At 74.3% G+C, this 15,792-nt stretch carries 14 protein-coding genes; 7 read left to right on the forward strand and 7 right to left on the reverse strand.

Going from position 1 to position 15,792, the window contains the following annotated elements; all coding sequences use genetic code 11:
* Positions 1-118: 118 nt before the first annotated feature.
* Positions 119-1,324: a thiolase family protein gene (locus tag J3P32_RS17115; protein WP_210441430.1), complete on the forward strand. Its 1,206-nt coding sequence runs from the start codon at positions 119-121 to the stop codon at positions 1,322-1,324.
* Positions 1,325-1,393: 69 nt separating this feature from the next.
* Here J3P32_RS17115 and J3P32_RS17120 read toward each other — a convergent pair whose 3' ends face one another.
* A complete protein-coding gene (locus J3P32_RS17120; RefSeq protein ID WP_210441431.1) occupies positions 1,394-2,008 on the reverse strand; it encodes a hypothetical protein in 615 nt (204 codons plus the stop codon).
* Positions 2,009-2,196: 188 nt separating this feature from the next.
* On the opposite strand from J3P32_RS17120, the gene J3P32_RS17125 reads away from it, so the two are divergent.
* From J3P32_RS17125 to J3P32_RS17135, 3 genes are all read left to right on the forward strand, one after another.
* On the forward strand, positions 2,197-4,248 hold the full coding sequence (locus J3P32_RS17125; RefSeq protein ID WP_210441432.1) for a PhoX family protein: 2,052 nt from the start codon (positions 2,197-2,199) through the stop codon (positions 4,246-4,248).
* A gap of 93 nt (positions 4,249-4,341) precedes the next feature.
* Positions 4,342-6,654, forward strand: a complete 2,313-nt coding sequence (locus J3P32_RS18045) for an esterase-like activity of phytase family protein (protein ID WP_246851242.1) — start codon at positions 4,342-4,344, stop codon at positions 6,652-6,654.
* 42 nt (positions 6,655-6,696) lie between these two features.
* On the forward strand, positions 6,697-8,055 hold the full coding sequence (locus tag J3P32_RS17135) for an endonuclease/exonuclease/phosphatase family protein (RefSeq protein WP_210441433.1): 1,359 nt from the start codon (positions 6,697-6,699) through the stop codon (positions 8,053-8,055).
* Between the two features lie 28 nt (positions 8,056-8,083).
* On the opposite strand, the gene ctlX is transcribed toward J3P32_RS17135, so the two are convergent.
* The 4 genes from ctlX to J3P32_RS17155 all read right to left on the reverse strand — a co-directional run bounded on the left by ctlX (position 8,084) and on the right by J3P32_RS17155 (position 11,864).
* Positions 8,084-10,270: a citrulline utilization hydrolase CtlX gene (ctlX, locus tag J3P32_RS17140; protein WP_210441434.1), complete on the reverse strand. Its 2,187-nt coding sequence runs from the start codon at positions 10,268-10,270 to the stop codon at positions 8,084-8,086.
* Between the two features lie 19 nt (positions 10,271-10,289).
* Entirely contained in the window at positions 10,290-10,493 is a 204-nt protein-coding gene (locus J3P32_RS17145) for a hypothetical protein (protein ID WP_210441675.1), read from the reverse strand.
* Positions 10,494-10,537: 44 nt separating this feature from the next.
* Positions 10,538-11,266: a thermonuclease family protein gene (locus J3P32_RS17150; RefSeq protein ID WP_210441436.1), complete on the reverse strand. Its 729-nt coding sequence runs from the start codon at positions 11,264-11,266 to the stop codon at positions 10,538-10,540.
* Between the two features lie 64 nt (positions 11,267-11,330).
* Positions 11,331-11,864, reverse strand: a complete 534-nt coding sequence (locus tag J3P32_RS17155) for a 2'-5' RNA ligase family protein (RefSeq protein ID WP_307861747.1) — start codon at positions 11,862-11,864, stop codon at positions 11,331-11,333.
* A gap of 55 nt (positions 11,865-11,919) precedes the next feature.
* Between J3P32_RS17155 and cobT the strand changes: the two genes are divergently transcribed.
* Complete coding sequence (gene cobT / locus J3P32_RS17160) at positions 11,920-13,017, forward strand: nicotinate-nucleotide--dimethylbenzimidazole phosphoribosyltransferase (RefSeq protein ID WP_210441441.1); 1,098 nt, start codon at positions 11,920-11,922, stop codon at positions 13,015-13,017.
* Positions 13,014-13,778, forward strand: a complete 765-nt coding sequence (locus J3P32_RS17165) for an adenosylcobinamide-GDP ribazoletransferase (protein WP_210441443.1) — start codon at positions 13,014-13,016, stop codon at positions 13,776-13,778. The genes cobT and J3P32_RS17165 overlap by 4 nt, the downstream gene beginning before the upstream one ends.
* 29 nt (positions 13,779-13,807) lie before the next feature.
* Here the strand turns inward: J3P32_RS17165 and J3P32_RS17170 are convergent, their stop codons facing one another.
* Positions 13,808-14,656 carry an SDR family NAD(P)-dependent oxidoreductase gene (locus J3P32_RS17170; RefSeq protein WP_210441445.1) on the reverse strand — a complete coding sequence of 283 codons (849 nt, stop codon included), beginning with the start codon at positions 14,654-14,656 and terminating at the stop codon, positions 13,808-13,810.
* Between the two features lie 60 nt (positions 14,657-14,716).
* On the opposite strand from J3P32_RS17170, the gene cobU reads away from it, so the two are divergent.
* A complete protein-coding gene (cobU, locus tag J3P32_RS17175) occupies positions 14,717-15,244 on the forward strand; it encodes a bifunctional adenosylcobinamide kinase/adenosylcobinamide-phosphate guanylyltransferase (protein ID WP_210441447.1) in 528 nt (175 codons plus the stop codon).
* A gap of 39 nt (positions 15,245-15,283) precedes the next feature.
* Here cobU and J3P32_RS17180 read toward each other — a convergent pair whose 3' ends face one another.
* A complete protein-coding gene (locus J3P32_RS17180) occupies positions 15,284-15,673 on the reverse strand; it encodes a MerR family transcriptional regulator (RefSeq protein ID WP_210441449.1) in 390 nt (129 codons plus the stop codon).
* Positions 15,674-15,792: the final 119 nt, after the last annotated feature.

Below are 15,792 nucleotides of genomic sequence, written 5' to 3' on the forward strand. Positions count from 1 at the left end.
CTCCCCTCGCGGGGTCGCAGCCCTTGCGCAGTGCGCTGCGACCCCGCGATCGCGGTCCTCCCGCGGCACGGCAGGTGTCGCCGGCCGGGCCGCTGCGGCCATCGGCGAAGATGGCTGCATGAGCACGTCCCAGGCCCACGTCTACGCCGCGGTGCGCACGCCCTTCGGACGCTTCGGCGGGGCGCTGGCGACGTCCCGGCCCGACGACCTGGCGGCCGGGGTGCTCCGGGCGGCGCTCGAGCGCACGCGGCTCGACTCAGCCGACGTCGACGAGGTGGTGCTCGGCAACGCCAACGGAGCCGGTGAGGACAACCGCAACGTCGCGCGGATGGCCGCCCTGCTCGCCGGGCTCCCGGTGTCGGTGCCCGGCACGTCGGTCAACCGGCTCTGCGGGTCGTCCCTCGACGCCGCCATGGCCGGCTCGCGCGCCATCGAGACCGGTGACGCCGACATCGTCCTGACCGGCGGCGTCGAGTCCATGACCCGTGCCCCGTGGGTGCTGCCGAAGGCCGAGCGGGCGTTCCCGGCGGGCAACGCCGAGCTGGTCTCCACCACCCTCGGCTGGCGCCTGGTGAATCCGCGCATGCCGGCCGAGTGGACCGTCTCCCTCGGCGAGGCCAACGAGCAGCTCTGCGAGGCGTACGACGTCTCCCGCGAGCGGCAGGACGCCTTCGCCGTGCGCTCGCACCGGCTGGCCCACGAGGCGTGGGAGGCGGGGTTCTACGACGAACTCGTCGTGCCCGTCGAGGGCGTCGACCTGGCCCGCGACGAGGGGATCCGTCCCGACGCCACGGCCGAGTCGCTGGCCGGCCTCCGGCCGTCGTTCCGACCGGACGGGACCATCACCGCGGGCAACGCCTCCCCGCTCAGCGACGGCGCGTCCGCGGTGCTGCTCGGCTCGGCCGGAGCGGCCGACCGCATCGGGCGCGAGCCGCTGGCGCGCATCGCCGGGCGCGGCACGCACGCCGTCGAGCCGCACCGGTTCGGCTACGCCCCTGTCGAGGCCGCCGACAAGGCACTCGCCCGGGCGGGCATCACGTGGTCCGACGTCGGGGTCGTCGAGCTCAACGAAGCGTTCGCGGTCCAGTCGCTCGTCTGCGTCGACGCGTGGCTGGAGCGCGGGCTGTCCGACCCCGAGGTCGTCAACACGCGAGGCGGCGCGATCGCCCTCGGCCACCCGCTGGGCGCATCGGGCGGTCGCGTCCTGGGCACCCTCGCGGAGGCCATGCGCGCCGACGGCCACCGCTGGGGCGTCGCCGCCATCTGCATCGGTGTCGGTCAGGGACTGGCCGTGGTGCTCGAGAACGAGGCCGCGGCGGGGTAGTTGGCCGTCAGCGGCGCCCGGTGCGGCCGACCACTGCGGGGACGTTGACCGCGGGGACGACGACCGCCGTCAGGACGTCTCCGCTCCTCGCGGATCCGTCTGCTGGCGGAGGTCGAGCCGCAACCGGCGGGCGGCGAGGTCCACCGCCGGACCGAGGAGCAGGATGACGGCGAGCGTGCCCACCCCCACCGTCGCCCCGAGCAGCCACCCGGCCAGCGCTCCCCCGCCCTGCACCGCGCTGTAGCTCCACCGGAACGGCACCGGCGGGTCCCAGGCGAGCGCGGCCGCCTCGGCCGGCCCGGCGCCGGTGTTGCTGCCGAGGTAGAGGGCGATGCCCACCGCCAGCACCGGGAACGCCGCGACCAGGAGGAGCACCTGCCAGACGGTGGCGTCCGGCGTGGGCAGCAGACCCAGCACGACCGAGACCGTCACCCCCACCAGGACGACCTGCACGACGGTGCCGACGCCCGGGCGGACCTTGCGCAGCGCGGCGAGCGCGACGAGGGCGACGCCGACCAGGAGGTTCACGACCCAGAAGGCGGCACCGGTCCTGCGCGTGAGCCCGTTGACGAACGTGGAGTAGCCGTCGGACCCGAGGTCGGCGGCCAGGAGGAGGGCAACTCCTGTGCCGAGGACGACACACCCGAGGAGGAGCAGGATCGTACGACGCGAGCTGGGGATCACGGCGTCAGCATGGCAGCCGGGACCGGCCGGCTCGTCGTCGACGCCGCCTGCCGTACCGCCGGAGCAGGCCTGCGGGGCACGATTGTCGAGTCGTTCACCGGATGTCCACCTGCCGGACTCCGAACCGGTCGGGCGGCGTACGAGAGTCGTCGGTGCATCCATTCCCCCTCACTCGGCACGGAGAAACGATGACCGACACCACCCCGCGGCCCCTCCTCCCCCTCCTCCCCATGGCGGGCCGCACCCACGGCAACCGGAGTGCGGTGACCTGCCACCTCCGGTGCGGCGACGCCTGCTCCGTGGCCGCTCCCAACACCACCGACACGTCCTACTTCCGCGACGTCGCCGCGCAGGCCCTGAGCCGCCGCACCGTCGTCGGCGCCGGGCTCACCGTCACCGCCCTCGGTGCGGTCTCGGCCTCCCCCGCGGCCGCGGGCCGGGCGAACGGGCACGGCAACGGCAACGGGCACGGCGGACACGGTCACCACCTCGACCTCGACCTCGAGTTCGACGCGATCGCGCCCGCGCCGGTCACCGTCGACGACGTGACCGTCCCCGCCGGCTACGACTGGCGGACGATCATCCGCTGGGGCGACCCGATCCTGCGGGGCGCGCCCACCTTCGACGCCGCCCACCAGACGCCCGAGGCGCAGGCCGGCCAGTTCGGCTACAACAACGACTACCTCGACATCATCGAGACCAACCGCCAGGGCACCAGGGCGCTGCTGGTGTGCAACCACGAGTACACCAACGAGAACATCATGTTCCCGCCCGGCACCGACCCGGCCACCGTCATCCGCACCGCGTGGGCCGCCCACGGCATGTCGGTCGTCGAGCTCAGGCGCCGACGCCGCGGCGACGCCTGGACCTACGTCCCGGGCGCCCGCCTCAACCGGCGGATCACCCTCGACACCCCGTTCGCCGTGGACGGCCCCGCCGCCGGCTCCGACCTGCTCAAGACCGCGGCCGACCCGACGGGCACCCGCGTGCTGGGCACGATGAACAACTGCGCCGGCGGCACGACCCCGTGGGGCACGGTGCTCTCGGGCGAGGAGAACTTCAACCAGTACTTCCGCGCCTCCGGCACCGACCCCCGCGAGACCCGCTACGGCCTCTCCGCGACGCAGGACTCGCGCAACTGGCGCTCGCTCGACCCGCGCTGGGACGCCACCACACCGGAGTTCGCCAACGAGCCCAACCGCTTCGGCTGGATCGTGGAGGTCGACCCCTCCGACCCGAGGTCGACCCCGGTGAAGCACACCGCGATGGGCCGCTTCAAGCACGAGGGCGCGAACGTCATCGTCAACCGCGACGGACACGTCGTGGCCTACATGGGCGACGACGAGCGCTTCGACTACCTCTACCGCTTCGTCTCCCGCGACCGCATGCGCAGCGGCGACAGCCGGTCGGACCGCCGGCACAACAAGACGCTCCTCAGCGAGGGCGACCTCTCGGTGGCACGCTTCACCGGCGACGGTCTGGGGGACGGCGTCAGCGACGGCACCGGCGAGTGGATCCCGCTCACCAAGGACGGACGGTCCATGGTGCCCGGGTTCACCATCGAGGAGGTGCTGGTCTACACGCGCCTCGCAGCCGACACGGTCATGCCGACCAAGATGGACCGCCCCGAGGACGTGGAGCCGAGCATGCACAACGGCCGCGTCTACGTCGCCTGCACCAACAACACCGACCGCGGCAAGGTCGGCAAGGAGGGCCCGACCGAGCCCAACCCGCGCCCCCTCAACAAGGACGGGCACGTCGTCGAGATCACCCCGACGAACGGCGACCACACCCGCTCGACCTTCACCTGGAACCTGTTCCTGATCTGCGGTGACGCCGCCTCGGCCGGCACCTACTTCGGCGGCTGGACCGGCCCCGTGTCGCCCATCTCCTGCCCCGACAACGTCGCCTTCGACAGCGAGGGCAACCTCTGGGTCTCCACCGACGGCCAGCCCAGCGCGATCAAGGTCAGCGACGGCCTCTTCAAGGTCCCCGTCGAGGGCCCCGAGCGCGGCCACGTCCAGCAGTTCCTCGCGGTGCCCTCGGGCGCCGAGACGTGCGGTCCGGTCATCCACGACCGCGACGGCTCGGTCTTCGTCGCCGTCCAGCACCCCGGCGAGGACGGCAGCTGGGAGGCGCCGCAGTCGCGGTTCCCGGACTTCGTGCCCGCCGGCTCGACCGCCGCCCGCGGCCAGTTCGCCGGCCCGCGCCCGTCGGTCGTCCAGGTCACCCGCGGCTGATCCGACACCCACGCCCGGTGCGGGCCGTCGCCGACGGCCCGCACCGGCGCCTCGCCCTGCACGCAGCACCCGCGAACCAGCGAAGGACCCGCCATGCCCCTGCCCCGCCGTACGGCGCTCGCCACCGTCGCCGCCCTCGTCAGCCCCCTGCTCACCCTCCCCCTGCTCGGCGCACCCGGCCACGCCGACCGGCCCACCGACCGGTCCACCGACCGGCCGTCGGGTCGACCCGCCGAGCGGCCCGCCGACCAGGCCGCGGGCCGCTGGGTCGACGTGCCGACCCTGGTCGGCCGCGCCACCCTCGACGCCGACTTCCTGGCGCCCGGTCCCCCGTCGGGGACCCGGATGACCCCTGCCAACGGACGCAGCGGCCCCTTCCCCGGCCAGGTGGTCCCCGGGTTCTCGGCCATGCTCGACAACGGCGACGGCACCTTCTGGGCCATGCCGGACAACGGCTTCGGCACCAAGGCCAACTCCGCCGACTTCCTGCTGCGGATGTACGAGGCGCGCCCCGACTTCGAAGGGGCCGGCGGCGGTGAGGGCACCGTCGACCTGCCCCGATTCCTCTCCTTCCGCGACCCCGACCACAAGGTCCCCTTCCCCATCGTCAACGAGACCACCACCGAGCGGCTGCTCACCGGTGCCGACTTCGACATCGAGTCCGTGGTGCGGCTTCGCGACGGCAGCTTCCTCGTCGGTGAGGAGTTCGGGCCGTTCGTGCTCCACTTCGACGGCACCGGCAAGCTGCTGGCAGCGCCGGTGCCGCTGCCGGGCGTGCAGTCGCCCCAGCACCCCGGTCTCGCCGGCGCCCGACCGACCCTGCCCGCCAGCAAGGGCTTCGAGGCGATGGCCTTCGACGGCTCCCGCTACGCCTACCCCGTCCTCGAGGGCGCCCTGGTCGACGAGCCCGACCAGCGCGTCCGCGAGATCCACCAGCTCGACACCCGCACGATGCGCTACACCGGGCGCACGTGGGACTACCGCACCGTCGAGGCCGCCAACCTCGTCGGCGACGCGTTCATGGTCGGCCGCGACCGCATGCTCGTGCTGGAGCGCGACAACTTCGGCGGCGCCCAGGCGGTCACCAAGCGCGTCGTCGAGGTCGACCTCGGCCGCACCGAGCCCGGTGGCCACCTCGTCGCCGAGCCGGTGCTCGACCTGCTGGAGATCGCGAACCCCGACGGCATCGGCGCCGGCGACGGCTACGGCACGGGCGACCCGTTCTCGTTCCCGTTCGTCTCCGACGAGACGATCGTGCAGCTGCGCGACGGCAGCTTCGTGCTCACCAACGACAACAACTTCCCCGGCGACGACGCCCGGGTCGACGGCGAGCCGGACGACATCGAGATCATCCACGTCGACCTGCGCCGCCAGCGGGTCCGCGACGGCGGTCCGGTCGTCTTCGCCCACCGCGGCGCGTCCGGCTACCGCCCCGAGCACACCATCGCCGCCTACGAGCTGGCCGCGCAGCAGTGCGCCGACTTCGTCGAGCCGGACCTGGTGATGACGAAGGACGGCGTGCTCGTGGCCCGCCACGAGCCGGAGATCGGCGGGACGACCGACGTCGCCGCGCGTCCGGAGTTCGCCGAGCGCCGCACCACCAAGCAGGTCGACGGTCGCGCGGTGACCGGCTGGTTCGTCGAGGACTTCACCCTCGCCGAGCTCAAGACCCTGCGGGCCGAGGAGCGCCTGCCGCAGCTGCGCCCGGGCAACACGGCCTGGGACGGCCTCTACCAGGTGCCGACGCTCGACGAGGTCCTCACCTTCGCCCGGCGCACCGAGACGTGCGACGGCGAGCCGCTCGGCGTCATCCCCGAGATCAAGCACAGCACCTACCTCGCGGAGGCGGGCCTGCCGGCGGAGCGGCCCCTGCTCGAGGCACTGCACCGCAACGGCGTACGCCCCGGGGACACTCCGGTCGTCATCCAGAGCTTCGAGGTCTCCAACCTCCGCGCGCTCGGCCCGATGACCCGCTTCGAGCTCGTCCAGCTCGTCGACTGCTCCGGCGCGCCCTACGACCAGGTCGCGGCCGGCACCGGCGTCACGTACGCCGACCTGGTCACCCGCCGGGGCATGCGGACGGTGGCCCGCTACGCCGACAGCGTCGGGATGTGCAAGGACGTGATGATCCCCCGGCTGCCCGACGGCAGGCTGGGTCGCCCCACCGACGCCATCGACAACGCCCACGAGGCCGGCCTCACCGTCACCGGCTGGACGTTCCGCCGCGAGAACTCCTTCCTGCCGCTGCAGTTCCGCTCGTCCACCGACCCGGCGGCCCCCGGCGACCTGGCCGGCGAGATCCGCGCGTTCCTCCGGGCCGGCATGGACGACGTCTTCACCGACAACCCCGACGTCGGCGCCGAGGTGGCGGCGGACCGGGGCGACCGTGCCCGGCGCTCGTCGTAGGTTGTCCAGGTCCCCTGAGGAACCGCTCGGAAAGGTCCTTCCATGACGTCACGCACCCGCACGACCCCCGCCGGCCGGGCCGCGCTCGCCGCGACCCTCGCCATGTCCCTCGCGATGTCCCTCGTCGCGACGATCACCACCGCGAGCCTCGCCGCCGCGCCGCCGACGTCGTCCGTCGGCGACGGCGACCGGCACCCGGCCGGCCGCGGACACGGTGCCGCGCCCCACGACCGCGCGCCGGTGCTCCGGTTCGCCACGTTCAACGCCTCGCTCAACCGGGGCACGGCCGGTGAGCTCGTCCGCGACCTGTCCACCCCGGGCCACCGGCAGGCTGCCGCGGCAGCGGAGACCATCCAGCGCACCGCGCCCGACGTGCTGCTGATCAACGAGTTCGACCACGACGAGGCCGGGCGCGCGGCCGAGCTGTTCCGCGACAACTACCTCGCGGTGGGGCAGAACGGCGCCGCCCCCATCGACTACCCCTACTACTACGTCGCGCCGTCCAACACCGGCGTCCCGAGCGGCTTCGACCTGAACAACGACGGCCAGGTCGGCCGGCCCGGCACCCAGGCGGGCGGTGACGACTCGCTGGGCTTCGGCCTCTTCCCCGGCCAGTACGGCATGGTCGTCTACTCCAGGTACCCGATCCTCACCGACGAGGTCCGCACCTTCCAGCGCTTCCTGTGGAAGGACATGCCCGGCGCGCTGCTCCCCGACGACCCGGCGACACCCGCCCCGGCCGACTGGTACTCCCCCGACGAGCTCGACGTCCTCCGGCTCTCGTCGAAGTCCCACTGGGACGTCCCGGTCGCGGTGCCCGGTCGCAAGCCCGTGCACTTCCTGGTGTCGCACCCCACGCCGCCCACGTTCGACGGTGCCGAGGACCGCAACGGCACGCGCAACCACGACGAGATCCGGCTGTGGGCCGACTACGTCAGCGGCGGTCGGCGCGCCGCGTACATCTACGACGACGCGGGACGCCGGGGCGGCCTCGGCAAGGGCCAGGACTTCGTGATCGCGGGCGACCAGAACGCCGACCCGTTCGACGGCGACTCGACCGGCCGGGCCATCCACCAGCTGCTCGACCACCCGCGCATCCAGGACCCCCGCCCCCGGTCCACCGGCGCGGTGGAGCAGTCGCGGTCGCAGGCGGGCGCCAACCTCACGCACACCGGCCCGCCCGCCGAGGACACCGCCGACTTCGCCGACACGACGCCCGGCAACCTGCGCGCCGACTACGTGCTGCCGAGCCGCAGCCTGCGGGTGCGGGGATCCGGCGTGTACTGGCTGCCGAGCAGCGACCCGCTGTTCCCGCGCCTCGTCGGGGTCTACCCGTTCCCGGTGAGCGACCACCGGCTGGTGTGGGTCGACGTCCGCGCCTCGAAGGGACGCCACCGCTGACCGGGCACGGGCGCCTCGTCGGCGGCGGTCAGTCGTTGCCGTCGACGAAGCGCCCGTCGGGCGTCACCGGGTTGTCCTCGTTGATGGCCTCCACGGCCTCCGTGAGCTCGGCCTCCTCGAGCGGCGGGCGCCGGTCGAGGTGGATGCCGGCGATCATGCAGCGCACGGAGCCGCCGGCCAGCTCGATCGTGGGGATGTCGACGGCGATGATCTCGCAGGACTCCTCGATCGCGGCCACCTGCTCGGGGCGCAGCGAGCGGCACGCCCGCGCCGACATCGCCATGACGTAGCGCCGCCGACCGTCGGGCGTCCGGCCGCAGAGCTCCACCGCGTTGCCGGCGAACTCCCGGACCTGCTGCTCGGTCAGCTCGATGATCGTGCGGCCGGTCACCGCGAGCCGCTCGCGCACCTGGTCGCGCCGGTGCTTGTCCGGGATCATCTCCAGGGCGATCATCGCGACCTCGGTGCCGATGCAGGCGATGACGTTGGTGTGGTAGACCGGGACGCCGTCGGAGTCGAGCGCGTCGAAGGCCATCGGCTCGTAGTTGAAGTCGGTGCAGAAGCGCTCGAGCACGGTGACGTCGGCGCGGTGGCTGCGAGCGGTGTACGCCACGCGCGACACGTGGTCGAGCACCATGGCCCCGGTGCCCTCCAGGAAGACGCCGTCGGGCTCGAGGCCGGAGTAGTCGACGATCGCCTGGACGCGGTACTCCGACTTGAGCATCTCCAGCACGTCCGCGCGGCGCTCGTGCCGGCGGTTCGAGGCGTACATCGGGTAGACGGCGACCGTGCCGCCCGCGTGGGTCGAGACCCAGTTGTTGGGGAACACGCTGTCGGGACGGGTGTGGTCGTCGTCCTCGAACACGTGGACCCGGACGCCGGCCGCACGGAGGGCCTCGGCCAGCGCGTCCATCTCGGCCAGCGCCTTGGCCGACGTCGCCTCCTGCGACTGGCCGGCGGGCGCGTCGGACTGGAACGCGTTGTCGGCCGCGGTCGCCGGGTTGGGGACGAAGCTGGTCGCGCGGACGAGGATGACGGCGGAAGGGGCCTGGGCACTCACGGGAGGAATGTAGGCCACCGGGAGCGCCGCCCGGAAACCGCGCCGCGCGTGCTCAGGTGCCGGCGACGGGCCTGTCACGACCTCCGCGAGCAGGCGCGCCACCTCGCCGGGTTCGCGCGCCGCGGCCGACTCGTAGCAGGTCAGCTCGGTCTGGACCCACCCGGGCACGTCGGCCGCGCTCCAGAGGCCCGAGGGCACCACGGCGTGCTCCTCGGCCCAGGCGACCACGCGCTCGTTGACCTCGTCGGCCGTGCCGGGGGCGTAGGCCAGGAACGTGGCGATGTGGGGCACCTCCGGGAAGGTCCGGATGCCGTGCTCGTGCAGCGCGCCGGCGAGCTCGACGGCCCAGGAGCGGTAGTCGCCGAACCTCGGCAGGCGCTCGCGCAGCCCCATGAGCCCGCCGACGGCGGCCGTCGTCATCGAGAAGATCGTGCCGCCCATCCGCTGCCGCCACGCCCGCAGCTCGCCGGCCAGGTCCTCCGGGCAGACGACGAGGGCGCCGCTCGAGCCGCCGAGGCCCTTGTAGAGGGAGACGTACATCGAGTCGAACAACGCCGCCGCCTCCGCCAGCGTCCGGTCCCAGTAGGGCACCGACTCCCAGATGCGGGCGCCGTCGGCGTGCAGGGGCACGCCGCGGTCGCGCGCCGCCTCGGACAGCTCCACCAGCTCGTCCCACGTCGGCAGCAGGCACCCGGCGTCGCGCAGCGGCAGCTCCACCATCGCCGCGCCGAGCCGCCCGCCCACCGCCGCGAGCGCAGCCGCCGTGGGCGTCGCACGCCCGGAGGTCAACCACTCCAGCTCCAGGCCCAGCACGCGACGCGGGCCGTCCTGCTCGTGGTGGACCAGGTGCGACAGGTCGGGCAGGGCGACGCGGCGCGACCCGGAGCGGTCGCACCACGCCCGGAGGGTGGCCTGCTGCGCCATGACGCCGCTGGGGAACATCACCGCGGCGGGCTTGCCGAGCAGCTCGGCGACCTCGGTCTCGAGCTGCTCGACCGCACCCCGCTCGCCGTAGCGGTCCCAGGCGATGTCGTGCTGCTCGGCGAAGGCGGCGAGGTCGCGGAACATGCCGGCCGGCGTGCCGGGAGCACGCCAGAAGATCGCCTCCGCCGAGGCCGACGCCGCGCGGAGGCGGGCGCCGAGGTCGTCGTTCATGCGCGGGCCGGGCAGGTGGTCAGGCCTGGCGCTTGAACCAGTACGTCGTCTGCGGACCGGGCACCACCTGCACCAGCTCCCAGCCGTTGAGGCCGAGGGTGGAGAGCAGGTCCTCCCACGACTCGGTGCCCTCGACGAGCGCCTCGGGGTCGGCGTTGTAGCCGCCGACCTCCACGTTGCCCTGGTCGTCGACAGTGATCTCGAGGTGCGCCCAAGAAGCCATGGCGCGATCCTGCCATGCCGGTCAACGCCGCCCGCCCGCCGGGCTCAGCGCCAGCACCGGCCCCACGACCCGCGCTCCCGGGCCATCGCGCGCCGCTCGGCGCGCCGGTAGGAGGCGGTGCGGCGGAACGGGTCGTCACGGTGGACGTACACCTGCGCACGGCCGCGCAGCACCTGGGCGCGGCCCACGTCCGTGCCGCTGCGGTGCACGTAGCGCAGCAGCCGGCGGTAGCGGTCGCGGTCGGCCTGGCTGGGGTCGGACAGCAGCAGGACCCGTGAGCCGACCGGGGCGAGCCCGCGCATGGACCGGCTGGCCTCCGGTCCGCCGCACTCGCGACGGCCGTGGACCTCGGGGGTGTCGATCCCCAGGATCCGGACGTACTCCTCGCTGCCGTCGGGCAACCGCACCACGAGCGTGTCCCCGTCGGTCACGCGGACCACCCGCACGTGCTCGCGCCGCCCCGGCCCGCCACCGGAGCCGTCGGGATCGGTCGTCGGGGTCGCGACCGGGGTCGTGGGGGCGGCGGTCGGTGTCGGCGTCCCGGCCACCGGCACCGGGGAGGTCGAGCACGGGCACGGGTTGGACTCGCACGCCACGCCGTCCCCGTCGGAGTCGAGCCGGTGCGGGTCGCCGGGGCCGGCGGCGGTGAAGAACGCCTGGGCGGCCGCCTGGGTGGCGAAGTCGGCGCAGTCCGCGTCCGCCGCGGTCGCCGGCGGTGCGGTCAGGAGGGAGGCGCCGACGAGGGCGAGGACCGAGATCACGAGGCGACGCATGCCGCCACCCTCGTGCCCCGCCCCCGCCGGCGGACCCGATCGGGACCGGGATGGCTCGACGTGACTAGGCGCCCCCGCCGGTCAGCGGCCACTCGTGCACCACGTGGCAGCGGCCGGCCTCCCACCACGCCAGCTGGAGCCGGTCCAGCTCGACGTCGGTCGGCAGGAGGTCCGCCAGCAGTGCGGCGGTGGAGGCGAGGTCGACCCCGTCCGAGGCCGCGTCGAGCGTGAGGTGGGGCCGGACGTCACTGCCGAACTCGCCGGCGTACGGCGGCCACGCGGGGAACGCCGCGACGAGCCGGGCGGTCAGCTCGCGCAGCCGGACGTCGGGCTCCGGCACGAGGTGGATGATGCCGTCCGGGAACTGGGCCAGCCCGCCCAGCCGCACCGGCACCGGCGCGGTCGTGGCCGCCAGGGCCGCGACCGTGTCGAGGTCGCGGCGCGAGGGCGACGGGGCGAACGGCCCGAGGGCCGTGATGTGCGCGTGCCCGAACCGCGGGTCGGTGGAGACGAAGGCGGCGTCGTAGTGCGCGGTGCGCTCGCGCACCCACCCCTCCAGCGCCGGCACGGGCAGCTGCAGCACGGAGTGACCGCTCACGCGGGCCAGCCTCGCAGGTCGCCGCCGGACGCCGCTCACTAGGCTGGCGCCCGTCATGACCGAGCCCCGTGCACACTCGCCCATCGCCCCGCCGTCGCCGGAGGCGGCGGCCCTCGCGCAGGAGCGGCTCGCCGGCCTCGCCACGCCACCGGGCGCCCTCGGCCGGGTCGGTGAGGTCGGTGCGTGGCTCGCCGCGGCGCAGGGCGAGGTGCCGCCCCGCCCGCTCACGGACGTCCGACTGGTGGTGCTCGCCGGCGACCACGGCGTGGCGGCGCATGCCGTCTCGGCGTACCCGGCCGCCGTCACCGAGGCGATGGTGCGCACGATCGTCGCGGGGCGGGCGGGGGTGAGCGCGCTGGCCGCGGAGCACGGGGTGGCCGTCTCCGTCGTCGACGTGGCCGTCGACGCCGACCTGTCCGACCTGCCTGCCACGGTCACGGCCCGCAAGGTACGGCGCGGGTCCGGCGCCATCCACCTCACCGACGCCCTCAGCCGCGGAGAGGCGGAGCGCTCCCTGAGGCTGGGGGCCGAGCTGGCGGGCGAGCTGGTCGACGGCGGCGCGCAGCTGTTGATGACCGGCGACCTCGGGATCGGCAACACCACCGTCGCGGCCGCCCTGGTGGCGGCGATGCTCGGGCTGCCGGCCGACGAGGTCACCGGCCGCGGCACCGGCGTCGACGACGCCGGGTGGGCGCGGAAGCGGGACGTGGTGGCGCAGGCGCTCGCGCGCACCGGACACCTCGGGCACGGCGGCGGCGCCGACCCCGTCGCGGTGCTCACCGCCCTCGGCAGCGCCGACCTCGCCGCCACCACCGGCTTCCTGGTCGAGTGCTCGCGACGAGGCGCCCCCGTCGTCCTCGACGGCCTGATGTCGCTCGCGTGCGCGGTGGTGGCCGAGGCGCTCGCGCCGGGTGCGTCGGCCTGGTGGCTCGCCGGGCACCGCTCGACCGAACCGGCACAGGCGCACGCGCTCAAGTCGCTCGGCCTCGACCCGCTGCTCGACCTGGACATGCGGCTGGGTGAGGGGTCGGGCGCCGTGGCCGCCCTGCCGGTGCTCCGCTCGGGCATCGCGGTGCTGCGCGACGTGGCGCTGCTCTCCGAGGTCCTGCCCGGCCGTCCCGGTCCGTCCGGTCCGTCCGCGTCGGCCCCGTGAACCTCCGCGACGGCTGGCTGCTCGCCACCGGCACGCTGACCGCCGTGCGCGTGCCACCCCCGCGCGCCGTGGACCGCTCGGTGGCCGCGACCGCGATGGTCCTCGCGCCGGTCGCCGCCCTCCCCCTCGGTGTCGCCGCGGCAGGGGTCGCCCTGGCCGGCCGGTGGCTCGACCTGCCGCCGCTCGCGGTCGCGTACGTCGTCCTGCTGGCCCTCGCCCTCGGCAGCCGTGCCTTCCACTGGGACGGCCTCGCCGACACGGCCGACGGCCTGACCGCGTCGTACTCCCGCGAACGCTCGCTCGCGGTGATGCGCACCGGTCCCGTGGGGCCCGCGGGCGTCGTCGCGGTGGTGCTCGTCGCCGGCTGCCAGGCCGCGGGGCTCAGCACGCTCGTGCAGCACGACGACGGGTGGTGGGTGGCCGGACTGCTGGTGTGTGCCTCCCGCGTCGGCCTCGCGCTCGCGTGCGTCCGCGGCGTCCCGGCGGCCCGCTCCGACGGCCTGGGCGCCGTGCACGTCGGGTCGGTGCCCCTGGTGGCGGCCGTTGCCGTGCTGGTGGCGACGGGCGCCGTCCTGGGTGCCGCAGGTCAGGTCGTCGGGTCCGCGCTGCCCCTCGTGCTGGGGCTGGTCGCGGCGGTCGCGGTGGCGCTGGCGCTGCTCCTGCGGTGCGTCCGCCGCCTTGGCGGGATCACCGGCGACGTGCTCGGTGCCGTGGTGGAGGTCTCCTTCGCGGTGCTGGTGCTGGCCGCAGCCACCGCCTGAACGACGTCGCCGCTCCGTCACCCGCTGCGTCAGCTGCCCGACCCCGGCTCGGCCATCTTGCGGTGCATCGCGGCCTTGAGCTTGTCGGGCATCGCCTTGCTCGCGGCCTCCTGCACCTTGGTCTTCACGCCGCCGCCGACCACGCGGTCCTTGCCCTCCATGAGGGCGTCGAAGCCCTGGCGGGCGACGGTCGCCGGGTCGTCCTTGGGTGACGTCCCGACGAGCGTGTCGTCGGCCATGTCGGCCCGCTCGAAGAACTCCGTCTCCGTGGGGCCGGGCATCAGGGACGTGAGCGTGACGCCGGTGTCCTTGAGCTCGTTCTGCAGCGCCTCGGTGAAGGACTGGAGGAACGACTTCGACGCGTTGTAGACCGCCTGGAACGAGCCCGGCATCGTCGAGGCGATCGACGAGGTCACGAGCACCCGACCGGCGTCGGCCGCCACCATGTCGCGCAGCACCAGCTTCGCGAGCCGCACCGTCGAGGTGATGTTGAGGTCGATGATGGAGAGCTCGTCGGCCAGGTCGTTGTCGACGAACGCGCCGCCCTGGCCGTGTCCGGCGTTCAGCGCGATGGCGGCGAGCGGCCTCCCGTCGGCCTTGATCGCGGCGTAGAGCTCCTCGACGCCCTCCGGCCGGCGGAGGTCGACCTGCACCGGCTGGACGAGACCGCCGCTCTCGGACCGGAGGACGGCCGCGGCGACGGCGAGCTCGTCGTCCTCGGCGGCGACGATCAGGTCGAAGTCGTGCTCGGCGAACTGCCGGGCGAGCTCGAGGCCGATCCCGCTGGAGGCGCCGGTGACGACCGCGAGCTGCCTCGCGCCGGTCGGGGCCGCGCCGGTGGCGGCCGTGGTCTCGGGACTGGACGCGTGTTCGCTCATGCCGCTCGGTACCCAGCGCTCCTGCGTCCGATCCGCGCCGCCTCTGCGAGGATGCCCGCCATGCGCATCCTGGTCACCGGCGGCGTGCGGTCCGGCAAGTCGACGCACGCGGAGTCGCTGATCGGCGGTGCGCCGGCGACGTACGTCGCGACCGGCACCGCCCCCGAGCGCGAGGACGACCCCGACTGGACGGCGCGCGTCGCCGCCCACCGCGCGCGCCGACCGGCGTCGTGGGGCACGGCGGAGACCCAGGACCTCCCCCGCGTGCTCGCCGAGGCCGAGGACCCGCTGCTCATCGACTGCCTCGGCACCTGGCTCACCGCGACCATCGACGCCCAGGACGCGTGGGAGCAGGACGCCGACGCCGTCCACGCCCTCGTGCTGGCGCGCACCGACGAGGTCGTCGCCGCGCTCGTGGCGTGCCGCCAGGACGTCGTCGTCGTGACCAACGAGGTGGGCCTCGGCGTGGTGCCCGAGCACCGCTCCGGCCGCCTGTTCCGCGACCTGCTCGGCACGGTCAACCAGCGCGTCGCCGCTGCGTGCGACGAGGTGCACCTCGTGGTCGCGGGGCGCGTGCTGCGCCTGTGAGCGTGGCCGGGTTCGTGCGTGCCACTGCTGCCTCGGGTGTCAGCGGAGGCGAGCGCTGAGGAGGTCGATGAACTCGTCGGCCATGGCCAGCTGACGCACCAGCTCGTCGCGGCGGTCGGCGGCGTCCTCCTGGGTGGCGCGGAGGCGGTCGTGTGCCGTCTCCTTGGCCTTGGCCTCGGCGGCGGGGTCGGCGATGGTCTCGATGTCGGTCATGACGGCTCGCATCTGGTCCAGGCTGAACCCGAGGGGCTTCATGCGACGGATGACGAGGATCTTGTCGACGTCGGCTTCCGTGTAGAGCCGGAAGCCCCCGTCGCTGCGGCCCGAAGGCTTGAGGAGTCCGACCTCTTCCCAGTGCCGCAGACTGCGCAGCGACAGGTCGGTGCGGGTGGCGACCTCGCCGATCTGCATGACGGGCTCGTCACTCACAGGGTCACTCCTCGCGCCGATTACAACCCTACCGTCACGTGAGGGTAGAGTTCGGGTCAGACTTCCGGCTGGCCGCCACGCCAGCACCGTGCAGGACCTGGCACCCATGATGCCCGCCG

It is taken from the genome of Nocardioides xinjiangensis, assembly GCF_017916385.1.
Taxonomy (GTDB): domain Bacteria; phylum Actinomycetota; class Actinomycetes; order Propionibacteriales; family Nocardioidaceae; genus Nocardioides; species Nocardioides xinjiangensis.